Source organism: Mesorhizobium sp. CA10, assembly GCF_020165285.1.
In the GTDB taxonomy this organism is placed as follows: Bacteria; Pseudomonadota; Alphaproteobacteria; order Rhizobiales; family Rhizobiaceae; genus Mesorhizobium.
This window is the reverse complement of the sequence record NZ_JAIUHV010000002.1, coordinates 570,062-596,056: the sequence shown is the minus strand read 5'-3', so window position 1 is coordinate 596,056 and position 25,995 is coordinate 570,062. Positions and strand designations below refer to the sequence as shown.

General features: G+C 59.6%; 24 protein-coding genes and 2 pseudogenes. 14 read left to right on the top strand and 12 right to left on the bottom strand.

Annotated elements, in window-relative coordinates; genetic code table 11:
* Nucleotides 1–153: 153 nt before the first annotated feature.
* The 3 genes from LB535_RS06295 to LB535_RS06285 all read right to left on the bottom strand — a co-directional run bounded on the left by LB535_RS06295 (nt 154) and on the right by LB535_RS06285 (nt 1,904).
* Nucleotides 154–1,044: a DUF1353 domain-containing protein gene (locus tag LB535_RS06295; RefSeq protein ID WP_224631559.1), complete on the bottom strand. Its 891-nt coding sequence runs from the start codon at nt 1,042–1,044 to the stop codon at nt 154–156.
* Nucleotides 1,045–1,080: 36 nt separating this feature from the next.
* On the bottom strand, nt 1,081–1,338 hold the full coding sequence (locus LB535_RS06290) for a hypothetical protein (RefSeq protein WP_224631558.1): 258 nt from the start codon (nt 1,336–1,338) through the stop codon (nt 1,081–1,083).
* Nucleotides 1,339–1,691: 353 nt separating this feature from the next.
* On the bottom strand, nt 1,692–1,904 hold the full coding sequence (locus tag LB535_RS06285) for a helix-turn-helix domain-containing protein (RefSeq protein ID WP_224631557.1): 213 nt from the start codon (nt 1,902–1,904) through the stop codon (nt 1,692–1,694).
* Between the two features lie 246 nt (nt 1,905–2,150).
* Between LB535_RS06285 and LB535_RS06280 the strand changes: the two genes are divergently transcribed.
* From LB535_RS06280 to LB535_RS06270, 3 genes are all read left to right on the top strand, one after another.
* Nucleotides 2,151–2,606, top strand: a complete 456-nt coding sequence (locus LB535_RS06280; protein WP_224631556.1) for a hypothetical protein — start codon at nt 2,151–2,153, stop codon at nt 2,604–2,606.
* Nucleotides 2,607–2,972: 366 nt separating this feature from the next.
* Complete coding sequence (locus LB535_RS06275; RefSeq protein WP_224631555.1) at nt 2,973–4,643, top strand: recombinase family protein; 1,671 nt, start codon at nt 2,973–2,975, stop codon at nt 4,641–4,643.
* Between the two features lie 199 nt (nt 4,644–4,842).
* Entirely contained in the window at nt 4,843–6,177 is a 1,335-nt protein-coding gene (locus LB535_RS06270) for a tyrosine-type recombinase/integrase (RefSeq protein ID WP_224525824.1), read from the top strand.
* A 441-nt stretch (nt 6,178–6,618) separates the two neighbouring features.
* Here LB535_RS06270 and LB535_RS06265 read toward each other — a convergent pair whose 3' ends face one another.
* A complete protein-coding gene (locus tag LB535_RS06265; protein WP_224525820.1) occupies nt 6,619–8,013 on the bottom strand; it encodes a Do family serine endopeptidase in 1,395 nt (464 codons plus the stop codon).
* A gap of 238 nt (nt 8,014–8,251) precedes the next feature.
* Between LB535_RS06265 and LB535_RS06260 the strand changes: the two genes are divergently transcribed.
* From LB535_RS06260 to LB535_RS06235, 6 genes and pseudogenes are all read left to right on the top strand, one after another.
* On the top strand, nt 8,252–8,614 hold the full coding sequence (locus tag LB535_RS06260) for a hypothetical protein (protein ID WP_224585942.1): 363 nt from the start codon (nt 8,252–8,254) through the stop codon (nt 8,612–8,614).
* Nucleotides 8,615–8,842: 228 nt separating this feature from the next.
* Nucleotides 8,843–9,312, top strand: a pseudogene (locus LB535_RS06255) (Hsp20 family protein).
* Between the two features lie 75 nt (nt 9,313–9,387).
* Nucleotides 9,388–9,885 (top strand): Hsp20/alpha crystallin family protein, encoded by a 498-nt coding sequence (locus LB535_RS06250; protein ID WP_140715330.1) that lies wholly within the window; start codon nt 9,388–9,390, stop codon nt 9,883–9,885.
* 73 nt (nt 9,886–9,958) lie between these two features.
* Nucleotides 9,959–10,705: an NADH dehydrogenase ubiquinone Fe-S protein 4 gene (locus LB535_RS06245; protein ID WP_224585946.1), complete on the top strand. Its 747-nt coding sequence runs from the start codon at nt 9,959–9,961 to the stop codon at nt 10,703–10,705.
* Between the two features lie 8 nt (nt 10,706–10,713).
* On the top strand, nt 10,714–11,079 hold the full coding sequence (locus tag LB535_RS06240) for a DNA-directed RNA polymerase subunit omega (RefSeq protein WP_224585948.1): 366 nt from the start codon (nt 10,714–10,716) through the stop codon (nt 11,077–11,079).
* The gene (locus LB535_RS06235; protein WP_140715336.1) at nt 11,057–11,422 is read left to right on the top strand and encodes an SPW repeat protein; all 366 of its coding nucleotides are present in this window, start codon (nt 11,057–11,059) and stop codon (nt 11,420–11,422) included. The genes LB535_RS06240 and LB535_RS06235 overlap by 23 nt, the downstream gene beginning before the upstream one ends.
* A 119-nt stretch (nt 11,423–11,541) precedes the next feature.
* Here the strand turns inward: LB535_RS06235 and LB535_RS06230 are convergent, their stop codons facing one another.
* Genes LB535_RS06230 through LB535_RS06220 form a run of 3 tightly spaced genes read right to left on the bottom strand, consistent with a single transcriptional unit; the run spans nt 11,542 to nt 14,648 of the window.
* A complete protein-coding gene (locus tag LB535_RS06230; protein WP_224585950.1) occupies nt 11,542–12,684 on the bottom strand; it encodes a two-component system sensor histidine kinase NtrB in 1,143 nt (380 codons plus the stop codon).
* Between the two features lies 1 nt (nt 12,685).
* Nucleotides 12,686–14,182, bottom strand: a complete 1,497-nt coding sequence (gene kaiC / locus LB535_RS06225) for a circadian clock protein KaiC (protein ID WP_224546549.1) — start codon at nt 14,180–14,182, stop codon at nt 12,686–12,688.
* Nucleotides 14,169–14,648: a circadian clock KaiB family protein gene (locus LB535_RS06220; RefSeq protein ID WP_224525806.1), complete on the bottom strand. Its 480-nt coding sequence runs from the start codon at nt 14,646–14,648 to the stop codon at nt 14,169–14,171. Before LB535_RS06220 ends, kaiC begins: the two co-directional genes overlap by 14 nt.
* Nucleotides 14,649–14,742: 94 nt before the next feature.
* On the opposite strand from LB535_RS06220, the gene LB535_RS06215 reads away from it, so the two are divergent.
* Nucleotides 14,743–15,525 carry a Crp/Fnr family transcriptional regulator gene (locus tag LB535_RS06215; protein ID WP_140715342.1) on the top strand — a complete coding sequence of 261 codons (783 nt, stop codon included), beginning with the start codon at nt 14,743–14,745 and terminating at the stop codon, nt 15,523–15,525.
* Nucleotides 15,526–15,639: 114 nt separating this feature from the next.
* Nucleotides 15,640–17,570: pseudogene (ftsH, locus tag LB535_RS06210) on the top strand (ATP-dependent zinc metalloprotease FtsH).
* A gap of 401 nt (nt 17,571–17,971) precedes the next feature.
* On the opposite strand, the gene LB535_RS06205 reads toward ftsH, so the two are convergent.
* The 3 genes from LB535_RS06205 to LB535_RS06195 form a co-directional block, all read right to left on the bottom strand.
* Nucleotides 17,972–18,247 (bottom strand): rRNA adenine N-6-methyltransferase family protein, encoded by a 276-nt coding sequence (locus LB535_RS06205; RefSeq protein ID WP_224546553.1) that lies wholly within the window; start codon nt 18,245–18,247, stop codon nt 17,972–17,974.
* Between the two features lie 596 nt (nt 18,248–18,843).
* Nucleotides 18,844–19,062: a conjugal transfer protein TraD gene (locus tag LB535_RS06200; protein WP_224546555.1), complete on the bottom strand. Its 219-nt coding sequence runs from the start codon at nt 19,060–19,062 to the stop codon at nt 18,844–18,846.
* 1 nt (nt 19,063) lies between these two features.
* The gene (locus LB535_RS06195) at nt 19,064–19,390 is read right to left on the bottom strand and encodes a conjugal transfer protein TraD (protein WP_224546657.1); all 327 of its coding nucleotides are present in this window, start codon (nt 19,388–19,390) and stop codon (nt 19,064–19,066) included.
* A 172-nt stretch (nt 19,391–19,562) separates the two neighbouring features.
* Between LB535_RS06195 and traA the strand changes: the two genes are divergently transcribed.
* Nucleotides 19,563–22,610 carry a Ti-type conjugative transfer relaxase TraA gene (gene traA / locus LB535_RS06190; protein WP_224585954.1) on the top strand — a complete coding sequence of 1,016 codons (3,048 nt, stop codon included), beginning with the start codon at nt 19,563–19,565 and terminating at the stop codon, nt 22,608–22,610.
* 127 nt (nt 22,611–22,737) lie between these two features.
* Complete coding sequence (locus LB535_RS06185) at nt 22,738–22,938, top strand: helix-turn-helix transcriptional regulator (protein ID WP_224525796.1); 201 nt, start codon at nt 22,738–22,740, stop codon at nt 22,936–22,938.
* Here the strand turns inward: LB535_RS06185 and LB535_RS06180 are convergent.
* Nucleotides 22,932–23,168: a helix-turn-helix domain-containing protein gene (locus LB535_RS06180; protein ID WP_224525795.1), complete on the bottom strand. Its 237-nt coding sequence runs from the start codon at nt 23,166–23,168 to the stop codon at nt 22,932–22,934. The genes LB535_RS06185 and LB535_RS06180 overlap by 7 nt on opposite strands.
* Nucleotides 23,169–23,287: 119 nt before the next feature.
* On the opposite strand from LB535_RS06180, the gene LB535_RS06175 reads away from it, so the two are divergent.
* Nucleotides 23,288–23,917: a hypothetical protein gene (locus LB535_RS06175; protein WP_224546559.1), complete on the top strand. Its 630-nt coding sequence runs from the start codon at nt 23,288–23,290 to the stop codon at nt 23,915–23,917.
* Here the strand turns inward: LB535_RS06175 and LB535_RS06170 are convergent.
* The gene (locus LB535_RS06170; RefSeq protein ID WP_224585957.1) at nt 23,883–25,985 is read right to left on the bottom strand and encodes a nuclease-related domain-containing protein; all 2,103 of its coding nucleotides are present in this window, start codon (nt 25,983–25,985) and stop codon (nt 23,883–23,885) included. The genes LB535_RS06175 and LB535_RS06170 overlap by 35 nt on opposite strands.
* Nucleotides 25,986–25,995: the final 10 nt, after the last annotated feature.

The window sequence follows — 25,995 nt, the reverse complement described above, 5'->3', positions numbered from 1 at the left end:
GGAGCTACTCAAGGTTTGCGTACCTGCCCGGTTCGGCCGAGGTGCAAGCTGTGCCGTTTGATCCCCGGGCTTTGACGAGGCATCCTTGTCGTCCGAATCAAGGAATGCGCCATGGGCCAGATTCTCCATGGGAGACTCCACGACGACGAGTCGTCACTTCGGGCTTTTGGTAACTTTCGATTTTGGGTTTGGAACCTTCTCGTTGAGGAGAATAACCTCGGCTGGGTGGCGAGTGTCGGAAAGGTTTTCGATCAGCTCCATCTGCTGTTCCGGTGAACTCTTCTCAGCGTCAGGGCCTGAGAATGTTGCGTCAAGAATCGTCCTTACGGCGTGCATGTCGCCGTCCACGTCGGGCTGATCGTAAATCGCCTTGCGATAAACATCGAATTTGCCGTCGGGTCCGCGTGTGATCTCGTATTTCTTTTTCAACTCCGCGGGATTTTCTGCGACGGCCGGTTCCGGATCACTTGAACTGACAGTCGCCCCTGACTCGCCTATAATCTGCTGACAAAACGGGGTTAGATTCCCGCGGCAGACATGCCCGGCATCTATCTCAGCCGGCGTCCAGCGCGGCCCGAAACTGTAGACGGCATAGTACATGAGCCTGGCCTTGGATGGCGACACGCCCGTGGCCAACAATGCCTCGTAGAACATTCGATGGGTCGCCTTCCAAGGATAAACCCTGCGGCTTCTTATCATATCGCAATAGCGGTCGTGAATAACGGAGGCAGGCACGAAGAGCGGATCAAACGGCTGCCCAACAATCCACCGTAGGGCCTTTGGTATGCTAGCGCCGTTGGTAGGGTCGCCCGAGTTGGTCTGCCAGCCTGTTCCAGAGCTATCGACAAAGCCAAAGTCATATTCCAAGGCTTGGTCCTTGTCTTCTTCAACCGGGGGGATGTGGACAAGGCCTAGTTTGCCTGTGAAGCAGTCCGTGTCGGTGGCCTTGCTGCACATCGGGAGCACCGGATCCGCCTGGCTTATGCCGACCCTCAAAAACGATGCACCTAGTGCAGTTGCCAAGAGCAGAAAACTTCCCCGCATGTCAGTGCTCCTCTGCCGGGCTCGGTAATTTCGCCTCTATCTTGTCCAGCGCGCCAAGAGGCCTGAGATAGTTGCACCGACCGCCCAGACGATTGCCACTACCAAAACACTGAGCAAGCCTTCCCTGTCCAGGCCAAATATCCGTGAAGTATTGGCGTTCGAGATGTTCGTGAAAGCGTCGATCGCCTCGACAAGCGCCCATGCCATGAAGCAGTTAAAAACCAGAAACACAACGAGAAACAGTCGGCCGAACGGGCGGCGGCCCTTGAAAATCGCTACGTCGATCAACCGCATTGCCTTTTCCCGATGACTTTAAGCCAATGAGAATATGGCTCCGTAGATCCTACGGCAACTGGCGTGAAAACATATTTCCGAAATTGAATAGCTTAAATATGGAATGCATCCGCACTGCTAAGCACGTCGCGGCGACCCTCGATAGACAAAGCCACGCCCAGCTGATGTTTGTCGCCCGTTGCTTGTGATAGCGGTCAAGAGGCGCAACCGCGACGGACAGCGTTTGCCGACAATGTCTGGATGCCGGCAGCGGCAAAGGTGACACTATGGCCGAGATGAGGCGCAAAGCCGCCGCCCGCTCGCTACAGCGCTGTTGAGGGCGCGCTCGCGGGCGGCTCAACGGTGGCGTGTGGCTATCTGTTCAGCCGCACCAGCAGGTGCGGCTCGACACCCAGCGCGTCTGCGATGCGCCCGAGCACGGTGACACTTGCCGAAACGTGTGCCCGCTCGATTGAGCCGATGTATCTAGCGCTAAGCCCTGCGCGCTCTGCCAGCTCTTCCTGCGTCAGCCCTTTGCTGCTTCTGATTTGACGCAAGTTGCTTGCAAAAACTTCCTTGAGGTCCATTCCCAGAGATAGCTCAGGAATGGAACGATCCTTCCAGGAACGATAGTTCCTATTCGGCATTCAATATGATATGGAGGAGATGCCTTCCTGCAAACGAAAAGGCTCACCCTCATGGACAGATTCGATAGACAACCCGAATTGGAAAGTCGGTTCGATGACCGAGCACTGTACCTTTGGTCTCACCAGCAGCGAGCCCATCACGTCGCGCTCCTACTGTGCCGAATACAGCAACGGCTGGAGAGCCGAATGTTGGTCAATACCGGAATTCCGGGATTGACGGATTTGGCGACATCGGGCTCCGGAAATAGCGTCCGAGCGGCGCAGGTCACGGCCTTGCAGACGGTCGAGGGGAGCCCAGAGTATGCGGTTGCACGTGAAGCGGAAGTGCTCGCCGTGACGGAGGAGTTGAAGCATCTGGACGCAATCCCCGATGTCACGGCGACTTCGCTTGCTGGCGTGGTCGCCAAGCTGGAGATGATTGCTAGAGCAGACAGGGAGATCGATGATCCGTCTGACTTCCCCTGGCCGCACATCGCGTCGGTGCTTCGGGACATGAAGGCGATCGTTGGAGACATAGGTATGGATCGGCCGGAGAGGGCGATTGTCCGGGCTGACATCGCCAGACATTGGGAGGCGGCAGCCAAGCTGGTCGCAGCCCTGAAGGAGGAAGATGCCTTGGAGCGATGTGGCCAAACCGGTTGAACGAAAGCTGATCCATCAGCGTGCGAATGGTGGTCCTGGCGAATACATAGGTCGTTCCGCTTTGACGGGTTGCTGGGGCATATTTGGGTTATGTCCCACCCGGCTCGCAAAGCGACTTCTGCGGAACTGTCACGGGTCCGCCTCGGTACATTGCCGATCGACCTGTATGACTACCTACACGTTGAGCCGCGTCCACACGTTGGCCGACTGGTTCAACACGATCCACGCGAGTGGCGCGTTACCGACAATCTGCCAAAGCCCGTCCCTGTCACTTCCCCGGAAATCGACGCGTTCGAGGCGTGGTTTGGCGACATCTTCGATCAGCTTTTCGGAGATCGCCCATGAAATGACAGGGAGACAGTGCTTATGAAGACGGCTTCACAACAGCAGCAGTCTGCAAAGGGATCGCGGGCAGTCCTCTACCTCCGCGTATCGACGGCCCGCCAGGCCGAGCACGATGTCTCCATTCCCGACCAGAGGCGCCAAGGTGAGGCTTACTGCGCCTCTCGTGGCTATGAGCTGGTCGAGACCTTTGTCGAGGCAGGCGCATCAGCCACCAATGACAAGCGTCCAGAGTTCCAGCGCATGATCGAGGACGGCACATCAAAGCCTTCCCCCTTCGATGTCGTGGTCGTTCATTCCTTCAGCCGATTCTTCCGCGATCACTTCGAGCTTGAGTTCCATGTCAGGCGGCTCGCCAAGAACGGCGTAAGACTTGTGTCGATTACCCAGGAGATGGGTGACGATCCAATGCATGTCATGATGCGCCAGATCATGGCTCTCTTCGATGAGTACCAGTCGAGAGAGAACGCCAAGCATGTGCTCCGCGCCATGAACGAGAATGCCAGGCAGGGCTTCTGGAATGGGGCGTTGCCTCCGATCGGCTACCGGATCGTTGCGGCGGAGCAGCGCGGATCGAAGACCAAGAAGAAGCTGGAGGTCGATCCGCTGCACGCCGACACCGTCAGACTGATCTACCACCTCTTTCTTCAGGGGAATGGAATCTCAGGACCAATGGGCGTCAAATCGATCGCCTGCCATCTGAATGAGAACCGGTTGTTCACCCGAGACGGCGGTCTCTGGGGACTGGCGCAAATCCACGCCGTACTAACCCGAACCACCTATATTGGCGAACACCGCTTCAATACGCGCAGCTTCAAGGGCAGGGCAAAGAAGCCGGACGACGAGGTTGTCGTCATGGCAGTGCCCGCACTCATCGAGCGCAAGACCTTCGATGCCGTGCAGGCGCGTCTCAAATCTCGCCATCCAATGGTGACGCCACCCAGGGTCACCACCAGTCCCGTTCTCCTTACCGGTATCTGCTTTTGCGCAAAGTGCGGAGGAGCGATGACGCTCAGGACCGGCAAGGGGAACAACGGTGATATTTATCGCTACTACACTTGCTCGACACGCGCCCGCCAGGGCAAGGCCGGTTGCCAGGGCAAATCAATCCCCATGGCCTTTTTGGACGACTTGGTTGCCAATCATCTGGAGAAGCGGCTTCTCAAGCCAGAACGGCTCACCACCATTCTTGAGGCTGTCCTCGGCCGGAGGCAGGAACGCACTGAGCGCCGCCGCGAGCACTTGGGCGAACTGAAGCGGAAGATCACCGAGACCGACCAGCGCCTCAATCGGCTCTATGACGCGATCGAGGCTGGCGTCACAGACGTCAACGATCCGGCTCTCAAGGACCGCATCGCGGGTCTCAAAGCCATCAAGGAACAAGCCACGACAGATGCGGAACGCATCAAGGCATCGCTCGACAGCACCGGCAACCAGCCCATCACGCCCGAAATGGTCAACACATTCGCCCGCGCCGCTCGCGAGCGCATGCGCGATCCGCGTGGCGGCTACCGCCGCGATCACCTGCGAGCGTTGGCGCAGCGGATCGAAGTGGCCGAGAAGGAAGTCAGAATCATCGGATCAAAATCCGAATTGCTCCAAACCCTGGTCGCGGCGTCAGGCGCAGAAACGGCGGTGTCGGGAGTTCGCAGTTCTGTACTGAAGTGGCGCACCCGACAAGATTCGAACTTGTGACCTCTGCCTTCGGAGGCCGATTTAGCCAGTCTTTTCAATAGCTTCTGTTTCTACGATATCGTTCGCTAAGCTACTACGACGACTGACTTTTTGTCGACCCAAAAACCGAAGCCAGTATCCTACCGCAGGCCGGAGTTTCCGTCCGGGTGCTTCCGTGGTGCTTCCGCGGGATCACTTCGACAGAACCCTGAGGTGTGCGATGGCTAAGCTGAACAAACGAACCGTGGATCAAGCGGGACCGGGAAAGTCGGACTACTTCCTTTGGGATGATGAGTTGCCTGGCTTTGGGCTGCGCGTGTTTTCATCCGGTAAGCGCAGCTACCTCGTGCAATATCGAGCTAAAGGTCGGACCCGCCGATTCACCATCGGTCCCCACGGGGTCTGGGCACCAGATGCGGCCCGAAAGGAGGCCCGCATATTGATCGGTCGGATCGCGCAAGGCGACAATCCTGCGGAAACGAAACTTCTCGACGCCAAAACGATTACCGTCAGAGAGCTTTGCACCCGATATTTGGCTGATTGTGAAGCCGGACTTGTACCTGGCAAAGGCGGTCGCCCCAAGAAGCCGTCGACTATGGAGATCGACCGTAGCCGTATAAAGCGCCACATCCTTCCGCTCCTCGGGAACCGGAGAGTGACCGAGATCACCATGGCAGACATTGCCAAATTTCTGCGCGACGTTGCCAACGGCAAGACCCGAACCGACATCAAAACGAAGAAGCGTGGCCGAGCGATCGTTCGCGGAGGCATTGGCACCGGCTCGCGCGGCGTCGGTCTTCTCGGCAGCATCTTCTCCTATGCAGTTAGAGAAGGGATCATCGAAAAGAATCCGGTTCACGGCTTTCGTAAGCCAAAAGATCGCGTCCGTGACCGTCGCCTGACCGAGCGTGAGTATAGAGCGTTAGGCAAGATTCTCGCGGACGCCGCTCTCGACCCGCAGTTTTCAACGGCCACGAAAATGGTTCGAGCCCTCGCTATGACAGGATGTCGACGAGGCGAGATCATCAATCTTCGAATGGGCGAGATCGATGTTCAGCGCAGTTGCATCAGGCTTGAGGACTCCAAGGAAGGTGCGTCGACTCGGGCTATCGGCCTGCCTGTGGTCGAGTTGCTCAAGCCACTATTGTCCGGCGATGAGGCTGATTTTGTTTTTCCTGGCACGGAGGAAGGGAAGCCATTGGTCGGCTTCCCCAAGCTATGGCAAAAGCTCGTCAAAGACACACCGCTTGAAAGCGTGACACCCCACGTGCTTCGTCACAGCTTCGCGAGCGTGGCAAACGATCTCGGCTTTACCGAGTCGACCATAGCTGCATTGGTGGGACATTCTCGCGGAACGATCACAAGCCGCTACATCCACACGGTAGACACTGCGCTCGTAATGGCAGGTGACACAGTCGCTAGCTACATTCAGGCTCTGCTCGATGGAGCGAAGTTCGAGCGCGCAAATTATGCGCTCGATCACAGTGCGCGCAAGGATGCCATGCGGAAGTTCTTGACGACGGCTGTAGGGTCCACCGGTACTAAGATGTCGTGACGGTGCAATTGCGCAACATCTTACGAGTTGGTTGTCGCTTTGCGTACATGCACTTCGTGACAGGGACCCAGAGGTCGCCTCCCGAGGCATTATCTTTGCTCGATTCGACCTCACTTTCTTCGTCGCGATTCGAGCGTTGGAAAGAACGCCGTGACGATGCCTCAACATTTGAAATGTCTTGCTGGATGGGCACGGGGAGCCGCGACCCGAAGACGTAATTGACAAGGACGGCGAGGTCGTAGGGACTTGGTCACGTGTCGAAGACGTCTTCTACAGTTTCACCTCAAAGGGAGCAGCGGAACACCTCCTCTCTCGCCGTTCACTAAGCCGGGATTGTCGGAATTTGGTCAGCCTCTAACCGCGACCTTGCCTTGAGCAGCCGTGAGGGCGGCCATCAAGGCCACTTCTTCGTCACCGTGGCTGGCCTGACGCAGCGCCGCGTCAGGAAACGGCCACTGCAACGAAAAGCGATTGTCCTTGCCTTTCGATGCGGAACAAGATGGGCTTTTTCTGCTGGCGGGATTTGGTCCACTCTTGCTGGATATCAGAAGGCTGCGTCACGTTGCGGTTGTTGGCCGAGATGATGACGTCCCCAGGCCGAAGGCCGTTCTCCGCGGCGAGGCTATTTGGCGCCACTTCCTGGATGAAGACTCCGGTCGTACCCGGCTGGAGACCGAGTTGTTGACGCGCTTCGTCAGGAATGGGGCTGAGCGACAATCCGAGCGGTTGGTCCGCCGCTTCCGGACTCGGAACTGCACCGGTCTGCACCTCCTCGTTCTTGCGTTGACCCACAGTGAGCTCCACCTCCTGCTGGGAGCCGCCGCGGTTCCTTGTCAACGTCGCTTTCGACCCTGGCTTTTCGTTCGCTGCCGCCAATGTCAAGTCATGGACGCCCTGGATATCTTTGCCGTTGAACCGGGTGATCACGTCCCCCGATTGCAAGCCGGCCTTCTCCGCCGGACTGCCGGGCTCGACCGAGGCGACCAGCGCTCCCTTGGTGCTTGATATGCCAAGTGACTGGGCAAGCGGCGGCGTCACCTCCTGGAGGCGCACTCCGATGAACCCGCGCTCGATGCGGCCGGTGCGGATCAGCTGATCAGCAACGCTTCGTGCAGTTCGGGAGGGCACGGCGAACCCGATGCCTATGCTGCCGCCGGACGGAGAGACGATGGCCGTGTTGACCCCGATCACTTCGCCGCGCGCGTTAAACAGAGGGCCGCCGGAATTGCCTCTATTAATCGAGGCGTCTGTCTGAAGGAAATCGTCGTAAGGGCCGGCTTGGATGTCGCGCGAGCGGGCGGAAAGAACGCCGACGGTAACGGTTCCCCCGAGCCCGAAGGGACTGCCAATCGCGATCGTCCAGGCCCCCGGCTGCATTGCGTCAGAGTCACCCCAGGCGGTGGCCGTCATGTTGGGGCGTGGATCGACCTTCAGCACCGCAATGTCGGTCGCTGGATCGCGGCCCACAAGTCGCGCGGGCGAAGTCTCCCTATCGGAGAATACGACGTGGATTTCGGTGGAGTCGGCCACGACATGATTGTTGGTGACGATGTAGCCCTCGGGACTGACCACAAAGCCAGAGCCAAGAGCTTCTCGCACCTGCGGCTGGGCAGGCCCGCGGCTGTCGAAGGGGTTGAGAAAGTCGTCGAGCATCGTTTGGTCCTGGATGATCTGCCTCGTCGTGATCGCGACCACGGCCGGCAGTTTCTGACGCACGATTGCGCTGAAGTCGTTCGGAATTTCCTGTGCTGAAACTGGAGCAAAGCCGGCAGCCGTGAGCATCAAAATTCCTGCGACGAAGCCAATGCAAAGTCGCTTCCCGGAAATGTAAGACATGATTGGTTCTCCTGCCCGACCGCCCTGGCGCTGCTGCGCGAACCCAAGAACTGACATTCACGCCGATTGTTTCACCGGTTTGAAAAAATGTTTATGGTAGGCTGAACGGCGGGGATGTGGCCTTGCGGGGCCATTGAAATTTGCTCGAAACTCTCCAAAATTTCAGCTGGTGGAAATCGCGAGAGAGCCACCAAACATGACGTCAACAGAGGAGACTGTTCAAAGCGGAGAACTATCGATGGAAGGAGCCATTTCGACGAGTTTTCCCCCGATCGGGCCCGTGGGCTCTGATGCTTTTCTTGACCGGTTACTCCATCCGGCACGGCATTTCGAGCGACCCCAGGACGTGCTGACCGACGTGACGCTGGACGTCCAGGAGAAGCGTGCAATCCTTTCGTCATGGGCATCGGATGCATGTGCAGTGGAATCGGTGCCGGCGCTGCGCATGCCGCCGGGAGCAACCGAACCGGTCAGCTTCGATGCCATCATGGATGCGTTGCGCCAATTGGATCAGTTGGAGAAGCTTCCCGGCACCGGTCGCGGTCGTGAGATCGACAGCATTGCGGTCACCGGTCTTGCAGCATCCGTCGATCGACTTTGAGTGGAGCGCAGCCACGCTCTTCATCCGAGGCATCCGCCCGCCGGCGAGGATTCGCTGGCGGGGCAGACGTGTTCTCTGGCTGAAAATTTTCCTATAGGCCCCTTGAACGTGTAAATCACTGTTATAAATGTTGATCGCCGGCCGCCACATGGGGCCGGCACAAGTCCAGGAGGCGCCAAGGCTCTTGGCGTCTCCTTGTATCCATGTTGCTCGAAGGAGGATGTGGCTATGAGGACAAACCTCGATTTCACCCCTCTGTTCCGGTCCAGCATCGGCTTCGACCGGATTTTGAACATGCTGGAAAATGCGAGCCGTGTCACTGCGATAGACAATTGGCCGCCCTATGACATCGCCAAGGCTGGTGAGGACGCCTATCGCATCACCATGGCGGTTGCCGGCTTCTCGCAGGAACAGCTGACTATCACTCATCAACCTAACCTGCTGGTTGTGAGCGGGTCGCAATCTGGCGATGATGACGGCCAGTATCTCTATCGCGGCATTGCCGGGCGCGCCTTCGAGCGTCGGTTCGAACTGGCCGACCATGTGAAAGTCGTCGGCGCCAGCTTGGACAAGGGCTGCTGAACATCGATCTCAAGCGCGAGCTTCCCGAAGAGATGAAACCGCGCCGGATCGCCTTCGCAGGCAGTCCGGCAAAGGCAGCGCCGCGGCAGATCGACGCCGAAAAGAACGCTGCCTGAAGTCAGAGTGAATCAGAAGCGACAGGCACCGGTAATCGCCCGGTGCCGCGCGGTTGAACGTGGAGGTGAATAACCATGAACGTGCGTGACCTTATTCCGTGGGGCCGCAACAGCAACAACCAGGCCCCCAGCATCTATAGCGGTGGCGACCCGTTCCTGTCGCTTCACCGCGAGGTAAACAGGCTCTTTGATGATATGTTGAGGAGCTTCGAGACGCGCTTGCCTGCTGTGGGACAGCTTTCGCCCTTCGATGGGGGCTGGCCGAAGGTGGAGATTTCGGAGTCGGACAACGAGCTTCGCGTCACCGCCGAGGTTCCCGGCATGGAAGAGAAGGACATCGAAGTCCTGCTCGACGAAGATGTGCTGACCCTGCGTGGCGAAAAGCGGTCGGAAACCGAGGAGAAGGATTACTCCGAGCGCTTCTACGGTCGCTTCGAGCGGCGCATACCCCTCGGCTACGAGGTCGAGGACGACAAGGTCAAGGCGTCCTTTGCCAATGGCGTCCTGATCCTGACGCTGCCGAAGAACCCGAACGCGCAGTCGAAGGTGAAGCGCATCCCGATCACCCACTGACGCATGGACCAAGTCGGAGGCGGCAGCCCGCTGCCTCCGGCGCATCCTTCGCCAAAAATGGGAGGGATGAGTGATGCAGAAGCAAGAAAGAAAAGTCACACCAGTCGTAGAAAATCTCGGACCGGCAAACGAGAAACGCGGGCGAGCGCCGTCGCTCGGGCGATCCGAGTTCCCGCGTGATGCCGTCGCGCGGATCTACAAGCCTTGCCGCTCAGTCATGACCTCAAGCCGTGCGCGGCCGAAAGGGTGGCGGCTGTTGTTCGAGCGGCGTACTGCGCCGGTCATTGAACCGCTGATGGGCTACACCGCAAGTGGTGACACGCTGACCCAGGTGGAGCTCGAATTTCCAACGGCTCAGGCGGCCATCGACTATGCCGAACGGCAGGGGCTTGCCTACGCTGTTCAAGGAAGCCCGGCGGCCGAAAAGTCCAGTGTCGAATCGTCTGACGCGGACAACCCGCTGCAGGCCGGCGCAGACGTTGTCTGGAACCGCCTCCAGTTGGCTTTGCTGCAAAGCAGCCACGGCGCAGTTTCGCAGGCGCCGCATTATGGACCGGCGCTGACGGACCCGGAGGCGCTTTATGCATCGCCGATGGACGTGGTCGTCGATCCTCTTCTGACAGCCGACGAGAAACGCGCAATCCTGCGAAACTGGGCGTGGAACGAGTATCTGGTCGATCTCGCCACGGCCGAGGGGATGCCGGAAAACGCGCGTCCGACGCGGCTGGACGAAGTGGAATTGGCCCTGCTCGCGCTGGAGCCAGTTACGGCAGCGAACCTGGCCGTTTCTATTCCTGAACAGAAGCAGAAGGCAATGTGAGGGTCGTCATGGATCGGCTGACTGTGCTCGATTGTGAAAATACGCTGCCGAACCGTTTCGCACTGGCCGTCGCCGTGGCGGGGCGCGCTCGTGCGCTCAGCCGGGGTGCTGAGCGCCTGACCGACGAAGCGACGGCGCCCGTCGAACTCGCCCTGCGCGAGATCGCCGGCAACCGCTTCCAGCCCGACGAGATCAAGTCCTTTGTTCTGGCCGGTTCGGTTCCGCGCGATGGCCGGGGACGGCCCGGCCGACGAAGAAAGCTTCGCGGTGGCAAAGGTCAATCCCTGGCTGCCGCACCCGCCGTCGCTCAGAGGGCGGCGCACTCACCATGTCAGGAAAGGAGGATGAGCAATGGAGAAATGGCTGAAAACTGAAAGTCGTCCGGCGATCGATATCGTCAATGTGATCGCCGGCATAGCGCTGGTACTGTCGCCTTGGTATTTTGGATTTGCGGCTGAAACCTATGCGGCCTGGAACGCCTGGATCGCCGGTGCGGTGATTGCCCTGATCGCCGTGGGTGCGCTGGTTGCGTTCCATGCCTATGAGGAATGGGCAAACCTGGTGGTTGGGCTGTGGACGCTGATCTCGCCCTGGGCCCTCGGTTTCTCGGCCCTGACAACGGCCATGTGGGTACATGTGGTCGTGGGAGTGATCGTAGCGGCCTTGGCTGCCGGAAGCCTCTGGTTCTTCGGCGACCGTCCGCTTTCAACGGCCTGACCAGCATCTCTGGCGGGCCCGGATCTCCGGGCCCGCTTTTTTCAACCGCTACGGGTGCGGTCTGCCGTTGTAGGCGTTGCGGCCAGGTACATCGGCAGCCGAAACACAGGCCGCTTTTTTCACCGACGTGTGTTGAGCCTGATCTCGCCCTGCATTTGCAGTTCCTCATTTCCTGTGCTTGGCGCGCGGGGAAGAAAGAGATGAACGCTTGTTCCCTCGCCGACCGCACTCTCGATCCTAACATGCCCCCCGGACTGCTTGATGAAGCCGTAAACCTGGCTAAGCCCAAGTCCGGTTCCCCGGCCATCGGCCTTGGTCGTAAAGAACGGCTCAAACACGTGGGCCAGGACCTCCTTGCTCATCCCGCAACCCGTATCGCTGACCGTGACCCGAACAAAAGAGGCAGCCGGAGCGGGCACGTCTTCGATGTTGCCGGGAGTACCGCTGGTCTCGATCGCCAGCGTGCCCCGGCCGGCCATCGCGTCCTTGGCATTCACAGCCAGGTTCAGGATGGCGACGTCTAGCTGATTGGCATCGACAACGACGGGGCCAAGTGCCGGATCCAGCTCAAGCCTGATGCTGATCCCGTTCCCCAGCGTCCGCTCCAGCAGCATCGTGACGGCTTCGATACGTCCATTCAGGTCGATTGTCTCCGGATACAGCGACTGTGCGCGAGAGAACGCGAGCAATTGCTGCGTCAGCGCACTGCCGTTTTGCGTTCGTTTGAGCAACTCTTCAATCAGCATCGCCGCGTTCGGATTCGCAGGATCCTCGCGCAGCTGCTTCTGAAGCAGTCGCAGCCCCGATTCGAACACCGCGAGCAGATTGTTGATGTCGTGAACGATGCCGGCAGCGAGCCGGCCGATCGCTTCGAGCTTTTGCGATTGACGTCGACGCTCCTGCTGCGCGCGTTGCGCGGAGACGTCGCGAAGACTGGCAAGCAGCGCCGGCCTACCGTCCCAGCTAAGTTCAACCGTCCGTATTTCCACTTCGGCTGGTGCTTGATTGGGTCTGTGGACGGTGATTTCCGTGGTTTCACCCGATATGACCGGCCGGCCGAGGGGGATGTGGACGAGATCGGCAGCCGGATAACCGAAGATCGCGGCGGCCGCCGGATTTGCATAAAGCACCGTTCCCGACAGATCGACAACCAGAACCCCGTCGGCCGTGGTTTCGATCAGCCGTCGAAAGTCGAGTTGGCTGATGCCCGTCAGATTTGCGTCGCCGTGTTGGTCGGAGATTTCGGCTGCGCCGCACGCCATCTCAACGCTCCTCACGCCAAGACGCGGCGGAGTCGCCGAACACGTCGGGTGCGCCGTCGAAGGGCTGACCGAGATGCATGCCGGTGCCGTCGATTGTGAAGCGCCGAATCTGCTTGTCATGCTCGCTGCCGCGCATTTTCAGCACCATGATCCCCCGATGCATGAAATCCCCTTCCTGGATGTACCGCAATAGGATGATCGAGTCCGTGAGGGTTGAAATATGCTGTTCGCTAGCACTCTGGCCGCCGACGAGCGATTTGTTGGTGGCCGTGCAAAGGCCAGCGATCTCGTGTTTCTTGATGAAGGAAGTGAGGCTGATTAGGAATTCCCGGAAACCGGTCTCTGGTGCGATCCGTTCCAATGCCGACAGGCTGTCGATAGCGATCCGGTCAGGCTTGAACTCTTCAATTAGCTCGCGGATCATCAACAGGTGGTCCGGCAAGTTCTGCGCTTCCGGGTAAATGCAAACGACCTTCAGCCGGCCATCCGCCTCCATGGCCTCGAAGTCGACGCCCCAGCCGCGCGCATTGCGGAACATCTGGCCGCGGCTCTCTTCGTAGCCGACCAGCAAGGCACGTTCGCCAGCCGCCGCGCCGCCTGCCAGAAAGTTTGTCACCAGCAGGGTCTTTCCGGTGCCCGTCGCACCGCTGACGAGGGTGATGCTGTCGCGGAAAAATCCACCGCCACACATCCTGTCGAGTTCCGGATTGCCGCTCGTCACCCGCTTGGTGCTGGATTGCTGCTCGAGCCGCAGTGAAGACAGTGGCACTGCCACTATGCCTTGCTTCACCACAAGCGTGATCGGCACCTCGCCCTCCACGTGGCGGCTGCCCCGCATCTTGAGAACTTCGATCGTACGCCTGCGTCGCTCGCGGTCGAGCGCGTTGCGCAGGATTACGACGTTGTCGGCAACAAACTCCTCGATCCGGTGGCGGGAGATCTCGCCATACTCGCTGTTGCGTTCGGCGGTCATTAGCACCGTCAAACCATCCCTCTTTAGCGCTGTCGCAATGCGAAGGAGTTCCCGACGGACCGATGTCTGCTCCGCGACGAAGTGGTCGAAGAGCTGGGTGACGGAATCCAGCACGATGCGCTTCGCCGCGGCGTTTCGCGCAGCGTGCAGGACACGCGTCAGCAAGCCTGACAGATCGAAATTGCCGACAACCATCTGGTCGTGGTCACGCGGGCTGGCGTCGACGAAGACCAGCTTGTTCATCTCGCGCCAGCGACGGATGTCCCAGCCGAAGCTAGCCATGTTGACCTCGATCTCGACCGGCGATTCCTCGAACGTGACGAAGACGCCGGGCTCGTCGAGCACGGTGATGCCGTGGGCCAGAAACTGCGTCGCAAATACAGTCTTGCCACTGCCGGGCGTGCCTCCGACGATGGTGGTGCGCCCGCGCGGCAGGCCGCCCATCACAAGATCGTCGAAAGCCTCGATACCGGTCCTGACGCGTTCGAGCGCGGGATCGATGAGGATCTCTTCAGCTGTGGTCATAGCCACTGTCCTTCTTGCGATAACCGAAATAGTCGAGAACCTGAGCGATGTTGCTGATGTCGCCAATCAGCCGTCGTGGAGGGATGGTTGACTCATCCGAGAGCGTCGGCGTCGCTAGAATGCCGGCCCTTTCCGCCTCGTCAGGATCCGCGACGACGTCGACGACCTGGATTTCGATACCGCCGGCCAACTCCTCCACTATCCTCAGACGGCTTGCCAGCGCCCGACGGGCGCCCGGCCCATCGCCGGCGACATACAGGCGAAGCAGGCCGTTGGCCTCTGGATTGGACCGATGACTGACGCTCATGTTCACGCCTTGCCGCAGGGAGTTGCAGTTTTCGACGTGCACGAGGCGCCACGCCGCGGAATCCAGCCGCCGTTCTTCCCTCAGCAGCCGTCGGTCTGCCTGGAAGCCGATGCACCACGGCTTGCGCTCGGTGAGGCCTGGATCAGCGCCCCCGTGCAATTTGTAGATAGCCGCGCCCGCCGCGTCTGCGCACTTGTGAACATTTCTTCGCGCCGGTCGTTGTAAACGCCGCCATTTGAAACGGAGGAGTGCGATGGAGAACCCTCGAAAGCGATCAGACCCGATCGGAAACAACCTGCTTCGGGCCCTCAGAGCCGACGACTGGGAGATCCTGCAACCGAGGCTCGAACAATGGTCGGCGCCTGCCGGGACTTTGCTGCACGAGCCAGGCGATGCAGTCCGTTACGCCTATTTCCCTTGCGGATCGGCCCTGGTCTCCTACCGCGTCGTGTTGAGCGACGGGCGAGCGATCGAGACTGCGCTCATCGGACGTGAAGGAGCGGTCGGCGGCATCGTCAGCCAAGGCAGACTTCCAGCGTATGCGCGGGCCGAAGTTCAACTTGGCGATTCATTCTTCAGGATCGACCTGCAACATCTCGAAGAAGCCAAATTGCGTTCCTTGACATTGCGTCACCTGTTTGCCCGCTACGCTGATTGCCTGATGGCGCAGGTATTCCAATCCGTCGCCTGCAGCGCAGCGCATTCGATCGAACAGCGCGCGGCAAGATGGCTGTTGGCCGTGACAGAACGGACGGGAGCCGAAAACCTTGCGGTGACGCAGGAACAGCTTGCTACAATGCTGGGGGTCGGCCGCTCCTATCTGAGCCGGGTCATTCGAGACCTGAGGCAGCGCGGCGTCATCGAAACCCGGCGCTCCCGGCTTGCTGTACGCAGTCCAGAAGGGCTGCGCTCGCTTGCCTGCGAGTGCAATGCGGCCGTCAGCCATCATTTCAACGACGTTTTGAAGGGGGTCTATCCGGCGGAGGAAAACGGCATGACAGGTGCGCTGGGCATGCCGCATAGGAAAGGACAGTGACAGACCCATTGTCGCCGGCCGGTCTGGGGCCTCCCACTTTTTTGCCCCGGACCTGGCCTACACCGATGCCGCGCGGACTGGGCGACCTATATCCGTTCCCCTGTGGAGGCCGCCATGGACATGAGCAACAGAAAGACGCAGTTCAATATCTGGTACTGGATTGCGGCGTTCGTGGGCGTGATGGTCGTCCAGTACATCTATGCCACGACGCAACACGTCGCCCAGATACCGTACAGCCAGTTCGAGACCCTTCTGAATGCCGGCAAGATCGCTGAGGTGCAGGTTTCGGACCGCTTTATCCAGGGCCGCTTCAAGGAGCCGCAAAACGGCAGGCCGCTGTTTATCACTACACGCGTCGAGCCGGACCTCGCCCGTGACCTGCAGGAACACGGTGTCACTGTGACTGGCCAGGTCGAAAGCACCTTCCTGAGCGACCTGCTTTCCTGGGTTGTGCCGGTGCTCGTCTTCTTTGGCCTGTGGATGCTGCTTCTAAGACGCATGGACGGCGGCGTCGGCGGTTTGATGCAAATTGGCAGGAGCAAGGCCAGAATCTATGTCGAAGCCAATACCGGCGTGACGTTCGACGATGTGGCGGGGGTCGACGAGGCCAAGGCCGAGTTGCAAGAGATTGTGGATTTTCTGAAGAACCCGGGCGAATACGGCCGCCTCGGAGGACGCATGCCCAAAGGCGTGCTGCTGGTCGGACCGCCAGGCACCGGCAAGACTCTCCTCGCCAAGGCCGTCGCGGGCGAGGCCAAGGTGCCGTTCTTCTCGATCTCCGGTTCGGAGTTCGTCGAGATGTTCGTAGGGGTCGGGGCCGCGCGCGTGCGCGATCTTTTCGAACAGGCGCGATCCAAGGCTCCCGCCATCATATTCATCGACGAGCTCGACGCTCTTGGCCGCGCCCGCGGGACCGCGGTCGGCGGCCACGACGAAAAGGAGCAGACGCTCAACCAGCTTCTGGTCGAACTCGACGGTTTTGATCCGCAGATCGGCGTCGTGCTGCTGGCCGCGACGAACCGTCCTGAAATCCTTGACCCGGCACTTCTGCGCGCCGGCCGTTTCGACCGCCAGGTATTGGTCGACCGGCCCGACAAGAAGGGTCGCATAAAGATCCTGCAGGTTCACATGAGCAAGGCCAAGCTGGCGAGGGATGTCGATGCGGAAAAGTGGCGGCGCTGACGCCCGGGTTCACCGGTGCTGACCTGGCCAATCTTGTGAACGAGGCGACGTTGCTCGCCACGCGCCGCAAGGCGGATGCGGTAACGATGGACGATTTCAACAATGCGGTGGAACGCATCGTCGCGGGACTGGAGAAACGCAATCGGCTCCTGAACCCGAAGGAGCGCGAGATCGTCGCCTATCATGAAATGGGTCATGCGCTGGTAGCCATGGCGCTGCCTGGCGTCGACCCGGTGCACAAGGTGTCGATCATACCACGCGGCGTCGGCGCGCTCGGCTATACTATCCAGCGTCCGACCGAGGACCGCTTCCTGATGACGCGTGAGGAGCTGGACAACAAGATGGCGGTGCTGCTCGGCGGCAGGGCGGCCGAATGGATCGTATTCGGCCATTTGTCCACCGGAGCCGCCGATGACCTTGCCAAGGTAACCGACATAGCGCGCGCCATGGTGACGCGTTACGGCATGTCGGCAAAACTCGGGCACGTGGCGCTGGAAAAGGACCCGCGCTCCTTCCTGAGCCCTAACCCGCTCGCCGGCGGACCGCGCGAGCACGATTACGGCGAAGCCGCCGCCGACGCCATCGACACGGAAGTACGCGACATTGTGGCGGCCGCGTTCGAACGAACCGTCGGCCTCCTCACCGAGCGGCGCGACGTGCTGGAAAGGGCGGCACGCAGGCTGCTCGAGACCGAGACGCTCGACGAGACCGAACTTGCGTCGCTGGTCGGAGACGTCTCGGCGGATGGTGCTGTACGGGACGGGTCTGGTCAGTCGTCGGACAAGAGGCAGCCTACGCTGCAGCCGGCCAGGACCGCGGCCGCAATCCCCACGCCCGGATCGGGGAAATTCAGGACGCAATAGTGATGCTTCGGACTGCTCCCGACGGCATAGATCGCTCGTCGAAAGCCGTGTCGCACGCTGCAACGGCGACACGCGAGATTGATATCGATCGCTAGGCTTTCGAAACCAGTATATGTCGGTCACCAGCCAAGCGTTCTCGATGCCATTTGCTGGTCGCCCTAGGTGATATTACGCGAGACGGGTGACCTTGCCTCGCGCAGCCTTGAGCGCGACCTTTTCTTCCTCACTGCGCCCGGCTCCGCTGCAGGGGTAAAACCCGCATGGCACAAGTGATCGTACAGGGAACTTATCGCCAGCCCTTTCCAGAAGCATCATGAAACCTCCTTGGTTTTGACCCGTGAACGGCAGCGCCATCCGGCCAGCGTCGGACAAGTTCGAAAGTCACCGTTCCGGCACGTGCGTTACTCCGGCAAAGGCGATAACGACATCGAGGTCCGGCAGATCAACCGCCTGCGGTGCATCACCGGATACCACTTCGACCTGGGCATAATGAGCAAGATTGCTTGCGCGCGCCGCGCGAATTCTTCGTCGATCTCATAGGCGATCACGCGTCCTCCAGAATCCGTCAGCTCAGCGAGGATGGCGGTGAAATAGCCGGCACCGGCGCCCACCTGAAGCACGGTCTGGCCAGGAGCGGTGTTCAGATGGTCGAAAACCAAGGCCCAAAGCGACGGCAAGCCGCTGTTAGTCCGCGTCTTTCGTCAAGCGAGACCAGAACGTCATGGTAAATCTCATGAAGTGCGGCTGAAGGGCTGGTATGGCTCGCTCCGATTTGCAATCGCGAATGGATACGCCATGCCCGTTGCCAAGGTAATGTTCGCGCGGAACCTTTGCGAAGGCCTCGATGACCGCAGGATTGTGCAAGACAGGTGACGAGACACGCAGGTCTTCGGCAAACCACCGGCGCGCTTCACTAGCATCGATTCTTGTCGGCATGGATATCGGGTCCCGTGTTGCGCGTACTGATGGCCCAACTGGTAGGCGCCAGCTTTGCCGGCCCAGCGAGGGAGTCGCACGACTTTCACGGGGTTGTCATGGAAGCTGTGCGTCAGCTGAACGGCGAGGGCCTGAGCAAGCTTTAGGCAGACGGGCAACGCGAAACGCTGATCCAGAGTTATTGTTGGACATTGGTGGACGAGTACCAAGACATCGGTATCTGCCGTTGCGGGTCGCTCAATGGTCGATAAGGAGCCCCACGTCTGTTCGAGACCTTGCGCCCGCCTGTCTCAATGGCGGCCAAACGGGCCCTGTCATTTGGCGATGCTGATGTACTTCATTCATTCTCGAACGCCTGCTTTCCCTTTGCTGCCCAGAGCGCCCGCGCCTGTGCCCCTTGATGGCTTTTGAGCTTGTCGGCCATCCAGAGCAGCGCGCCATAGATGGTGGCACGATCATCGCCGGTCAGGTCGACGATCCCGGCCTTGATGACGAGACCGCCGAGTTCGATCAGATGGCGCGTGCGCTTGCGGCGCTCGACCTGCCATATGCGCATGTCATGCCGCGCCCGCGCCGCCTGATGGCGACTGCGCGCCGCCCGGTTGCCTTTGAGCGCTGCCGTTGTCGCGGTTAAGCGCTGACCCAGATCGCCGCGCCCGCCCTTGAAAGAAAGCGGCCCCGCGCTTCGCCCATGCCTCCCTTTTTCCGGCATCCTTCGCCTCGGCGATGGCGACCAATGCGCCCGCCAGTTCATCGGCGGTGAGCGCATCGGCTCCGGTCGAGATGACCAGTTCGCCGAGTTGCTGCACTTTTCGCGTTTTGAGTTCCCGCGCCTTTTCTTCCAGTGCCTTCAGTTCCGCGTCGAAATCCCGTGGTTTACGCATGGCCGTCTCCATCTGACGTCAATGCGGCGATGATAGACGAGCACTTGCCTGAAGGCTTCAGGGTTGCCGAGACAGCCCGGGACGGGCTGGTCGCTCCCGAGATTTTTTCGAGGGAGGGCGCGCTTATACGTCGTGCCGACGTTCGCTTTGCCGTGCAAATGATCTGGTCGCGATGGCGATCTATCATCTTCACGTCAAGGTCATTGGCCGCAAAGCTGGCTCAAGTGCCGTGGCGTCGGCCGCCTACCGCTCGGCCTCGCGGCTGCGCGACGAGCGCATCGAACGCAGCCATGACTTTTCGGCTAAGCGCGGTGTCGTCCATTCCGAGGTGATCTTGCCAGAGAATGCACTGGGCGCCTGGAGCGACCGCGAACGGCTGTGGAACGACGTCGAGGCTTTCGAGGTGAGGAAGGATGCGCAGCTTGCCCGCGAGGTGGAGTTTGCCCTTCCACGCGAACTAAGCCACGCGCAAGGCATCGGACTGGCGCGCGACTTCGTGCAGGCCGAGTTTGTCAGCCGGGGCATGGTCGCCGATCTCAATGTGCATTGGGACAGGGCAGAGGATGGCAGTCCAAAACCTCATGCTCATGTCATGCTGACCATGCGGTCGGTGGACGAGAACGGCTTTGGTCCGAAAGTCCGCGACTGGAACAGCACTGAGCTGGTCGAGCGCTGGCGCGAGCGATGGGCCGAGCTTGCCAATGAGCGGCTTGCCGAACTCGACATAGACGCCCGCATCGACCATCGCAGTCTGGAAGCCCAGGGCATTGCCCTTGAGCCGCAAACCCAGATTGGTGCACCGGCGCAACGCATCGAGGGCGGTGGCCTTGACGCTGCCGGCATTGAAGCGGATCGCGCCGAACTGCACCGCCAGATCGCGCGCAACAATGGCGATCGCATTATTGCCGATCCATCCGTGGCGCTGGATGCCATCACGCATCAGCAATCGACCTTCACCCGAAAAGACATTGCGAAGTTCTCGCACCGACACAGCGACGGGATGGAGCAGTTCAACACGGTGGCGGCAGCCATCGGCAACGCACCCGATCTGGTCGAACTCGGCAAGGACGGACGCGGTGCCGATCGCTTCACCACCCGGCAAATGATCGAAACGGAACAGCGCCTGCATCGCGCGGCAGAACGCATGGCCGGCGAGCGGCAGCATGCTGTGAGTGACCGGGATCGTGCGACGGCGTTGGCGGATGCCAAGCATCGTAGCCTTGTTCTCTCTGACGAGCAGACCGATGCACTGGATCACATCACAGATGACCGCGGTCTTGGTATCGTTGTCGGTTTTGCCGGTACCGGCAAGAGCGCCATGCTGGGTGTTGCGCGCCAGGCATGGGCAGCCGCCGGCTATGAGGTCCGAGGCGCGGCACTTTCCGGCATTGCGGCCGAGAATCTCACAAGCGGTTCGGGCATCTCGTCGAGAACCATCGCCAGCATGGAACACAGCTGGGGACAGGGCCGCGATCTGCTCAAAGCGCGTGATATCCTGGTGATCGACGAGGCAGGCATGGTCGGCACGCGCCAGTTGGAGCGCGTGCTCTCCCACGCCTCGGACGTTGGCGCAAAAGTCGTGCTGGTCGGCGATCCGCGGCAGTTGCAGGCGATCGAGGCGGGCGCCGCATTCCGTTCGATTCATGAGCGCCATGGCGGCGTCGAAATCGGTCAAGTGCGCCGGCAGCGCGAGGAGTGGCAGCGTGACGCCACGCGCGATCTGGCGACCGGCAGGATCGGCGCTGCGATCGGCGCTTATGACGACAGAGGAATGGTGCACCGGGCTGCCTCGCGCGATGAGGCCCGCAGTGATCTGGTCGAACGCTGGGATCGCGACAGGCAGGCAGACCCAGAGGCAAGCCGCATCATCCTCACTCACACAAACGACGAAGTGCGCGCGCTCAACAAGGCAGCGCGCGAGCGCATGCGCGTTGCTGGAGATCTCGGCGACGATGTTCACGTGGGTGTGGAACGCGGCGCGAGAAACTTTGCCAGTGGCGACCGGGTGATGTTCTTGCGGAACGAGCGGTCGCTCGGCGTCAAGAACGGCACGCTCGGTGTGATCGAAGAGGTCAGCACGCAGAGCATGACGGCTCGCACTGACGACGGCAGGTCGGTGCGCTTCGACCTGAAAGACTATGCCCACATCGACCACGGCTATGCCGCGACCATCCACAAGGCTCAGGGCATGACCGTCGACCGGACCCATGTGCTGGCAACGCCGGGCATGGATGCCCATGGCAGCTACGTTGCCCTGTCGCGGCATCGCGACGGGATGGAACTGCACTACGGCAGCGACGACTTCGCGACACGAGACCGGCTCGTCCGCACGCTCTCACGCGATCGCGCCAAGGACATGGCGTCGGATTACGACCAGGTCGACCCGGCGCAGACCTATGCCGAGCGACGCGGGATCACCTTTCGACAGCGTGTGGTCGAAATCGTGCGCCGGATCGTTCCGGAGAAGCTGCGTGACAGGATTGGCGGGCTGCTGGACGGGTTGCGCTCTCCCGAAGACGGCGAGCCGATGCAGGAACGTGGACCTGGGCCGGCAAGGCAAAGTGTTGGCGCGCGGATCGGAGATGCAGGCCGGACGCCCGGCGGAGGAAATCTCGCCACAGGCGTGCCGCCCGACGTGAATGTGCCGGTGGACGCGGAAGCGGCATTGCGCAGCGCTCGCACGAAGGCGCTTGTTCGGCACGCGCGTGCGCTCGACGCGATCCTCAGTACTGGAAATGCAGACGGGCAGGGCAGTCCCGAGCAGATGCGCGAATTGAGAGATGCGCGTAGCGCTTTCGAGAAGGTGCGGCCGCATGGCTGGCGCGATGCCGAAGCGGCATATGTGAAAAATCCCGAACTTGTCCGCGAGGCGGGTGCCGGCCGCGTCAACCGCATCGTGCTTGCTCTCCAGCTTGAGACGGAAATCCGCACCGGGATGGACATCAATCCCGGCCGCCGCGCCGACCTGTTCATGGAACGTTGGCAAAGACTCGATCGGACGGCACAGCAGCAATATCAGGCCGGCGACATGTCCGGCTACAAGTCAACGCGTGCGGCCATGTCCGATATGGCCAAGAGCCTTGAACGCGATCCCCAACTGGAATCGCTACTCGCCAATCACAAGAAGGTGCTCGGCATCCAAGTCGAATCCGGCCGCCGTCTGGGTGTGGAACTCGCGTTCAACCACGGCATTGGCAGCGGGCGTGGCATAGGAATCTAAACATCCGATTTGCCGCCGTTCCGACGCCCCAAATCGATCAGATGACAAATCTGATTGCCTGCGAGCCTTGGGTTGTCCTGTTTGGTTCCAACAGGTGCCAAATGCTCTCAGCGAAGGCAACGCAGTCATGCCTGAACCGGATCGTATCATTCGCCTTAGAACCGTCCTGGCGCGGACCGGCCTGTCCCGCTCAACGATGTACCGCAAAATCGCCGAAGGCACATTCCCGGCTCAGATCAAGATCAGCGTCAACGGTGCGGGTTGGCGGGAATCAGACGTAAATCAATGGATCGAAAATCCCGTCGCATGGCGAACAGAAGATCAGTGATTGCGTGACAAGCGCACGCCCGGGCCGCCACCATTCTCTGGAATGAATTCTATTCCGGCAGCTTCGAGTGACAGCTTCAGCGCTTGGAGGATTGATTCAGATGCGGGTTTCGAACCACGTTCGAATTGCACGATCGTCCTCAAACTCACCTTGGATAAATCCGCCAGTTCCTGCTGAGAAATGTCGAGGAGCCCACGGGCCGCGCGAACTTGGGCCGCACTTACCTTCATTGTTCAAATGCCCTGTTGCGCAAAAAGCGCAAATATGCTTGTTTTAGGAAACGACAGTTGGAAGTGGTGCGTCCGCCTCCAACGGTCTGACCACGCCTAGGCTTTGCGGAGCTCGGATCATGGCTGATTCCGACCATAGCACGACTATGCCTCCCGTCACGAATGGCAAGACTGCCAACGCGTTGGACCGGTTGCCGGATGCAGACCCTGCAATTCAACTGCTGCGAGATTGGGCGCGGGCGCAGCATGTCTCGCATGTCCTTTGCCGACTTCAACAGCGCCTAGAGAGGCGCGTTCTCGGCGCTGCAGACCCAAAAGCGATCGATGAGAAAGTCGGCTATTCGATCGCTTGCCAAGCGGAGGTCGAGGCCACAACGGCGGTTTTAAAGCTTCAGGACAAACTTCCCCACATACAGGCGCGGTCGCTTCTTGGCATCGTCGCCAAGCTCGAAATCATCGCTGGCGCAGATCGCGATATCGATGATCCAACAGACTTTCCCTGGCCGCATATTGCTTCGATCCTCGACGACTTGAAGAAAATCGCCGGCAGCCTACCGCTTGGGCGGCCTGAGCGATCCGTCGTTCAGGCGAACTGCAGGCAATATCAAGCGATCGCGGCCAACCTCATCGGTCTGGAAAACCGGGCCGCCAACCTTCAATTGGGGTTCTCCGTGCACCCCTCCCGTGTCATTCAATCCCCAAATGAATGCCAAGTCATGTCAACTTCGGCCCATTCTTCTGATGCCTAGGGAGAATGGCACGTGGCTGCCATTTGGTCTTGAATAGTTCGTCTACCTTGCGGGAGTTTTCGGCTAGATCAGCATCCTCATGCCACTTCTCCACCAGCGGGAGGGCCGCATCGACAGGCGCTGATGTGCTGATGTCGTCCACGATGACGTACCATCGATCTCGCTTCGAATCGTACTTGTGTTTTTGGCCGATTGCCTCAGCGGCCAGCCATATTTTGTCGTTCAGAGTCCGGCAAGCCAAGTAGGTAAGACCGCCTGTTTCTGTTAGAATCGAGAACGATTTCATCTCCTTGCCCGCCGCAACTTCTTCTCGGATTGCCAGCACGGTTTTAGATAAGTCCGTCAGCGAGCCATAGGAAAAATCGTAGAGGTCGATGACTACCGATGCCAGTTCGGGGGGTGCCGTCTTCAGGCTCTTGAACAATTCGGAGATAACCGGAATGTCCAACCGCTCAAGGATGCTAACTGGGCGAACCGTCTTCACCCCGACGTCCCGCGGCATCATAAAATCCTCGACGATTTCGGCAAAATCCTTCTCAAGATGCATGAAGTCATATTCAGGATCCATCGCCAGTTTGTATTTCAAATGATAGCCGAGAAAATTGTATTCACTATCCGAATGCATCTTATCAAAAACGTCCGAGCGGCACTTAAGGTAGTAAAGAAACTCGATGGGCGTTGGCAGCATGCGCGCCACACAATCGAGAACGCCTAGGTCCCAAATGACGGGCGCGATCCTGTCGCTTCTCTTCAGCATGATGTTTGAGAGAAACGTCGCAGCAGGAAAAGCGTCGCTCAATATGACGGCAGGGAACACCCGCACCGTTGGTGGGAACGTCAGTGCTTTGCCGTCTTTCGTTTTGCATTCCGCTCCGGCCTGGACTAGCTCGGCAAACTCGTAGGCTTGGCGGTATGGGGCTTGAATGGCGCCTTCGAAATCCTTGTTTAATGCCTCTTCATCACCCGCTCTTGCCGTTAACGTCACACGCTTGGATTTCGCCTGCACGACGATCACGAACTCGCCGTAAACTATGAGCGCGTCGGCTTCGCCGGCTGTCTTCTTTTTGCTTGGCTGGATCGTGACGTTCTCATACACATTCGCCGTGCCGAATACCGATCGAAAGAGGTCAGCAGCTGCTTTCTCCAGAAAGGCACCTCGATGCTTGGCTGCTATGTCGACATATGTCTTGTCGGCTATCATCCAATAGGTCGGGCTCTCGTAGACGCTCTCAGCCAGCCTGTATGCGTTTGGTGCATAGAGATGCTCCCCAATATCGATCAGCGGCGCAAGATTGGCTTGATTCACAACAAACGCAGACGTGAAGTTGGCATTTGCGTTTGTGACAGGGGTTGCGAACTTGGCCATGAAGGCCTTCGCCTTGCTGGCACCGAATTTCTTGATCAGCTCGGCTTTGGCGATCAAGAGGCTGTCCGTTAAATCTGCCTTGGTCGGAACCGTTCCATCCTCCTTCCTCGCGTTGATCGCTGACATCTGCCGCGATGTATGCTCCATGATGAACCGTGCAATTTCGACCATTGGACGCGCTGAAAGCCCAGCATTGCGGATCAGCCATTCAAAATCATCGCGATATCGGTCTCGGGCAAAACGCTCTAGCTGATGGAGAAAGAAGCTGTCAGCACCGTAATAAATGGCTTCCCGAGCCGCGGCGCCCAGAGCCCTTTCGATCTTTCCAGGATCACTGAAATCCGGCATCGAATCCAATGTGAGCCGGTCGTGGAATTCCCTGAGAAGTCTGTCAGCTTTGTCTGCAAAATCGATGTCAGTATTGACGATGGAGTAAGTGCAATCCGACGCGGACTGAACCATCAGCCCGAGCAAGAGCATGAACTCATTGCTGTTTAGCTTGGTGGTAGACCAGCGCTTTTCTGGATCGTCGGCAACTTTAGCTTCTCGCAAATCAATAGCAACGATCCAGTCGCGATACATGATGGCGGAAATATCATGCAATGTCCCGGGGCTCTGCGCGAGAACACGCAAGTCGTCGAATATATTTTCGAGAGAACGCGCCTTTGGTCGCCCTGGGTTTCCCAATTCCATGTTTGTCATGTCGCGCCAA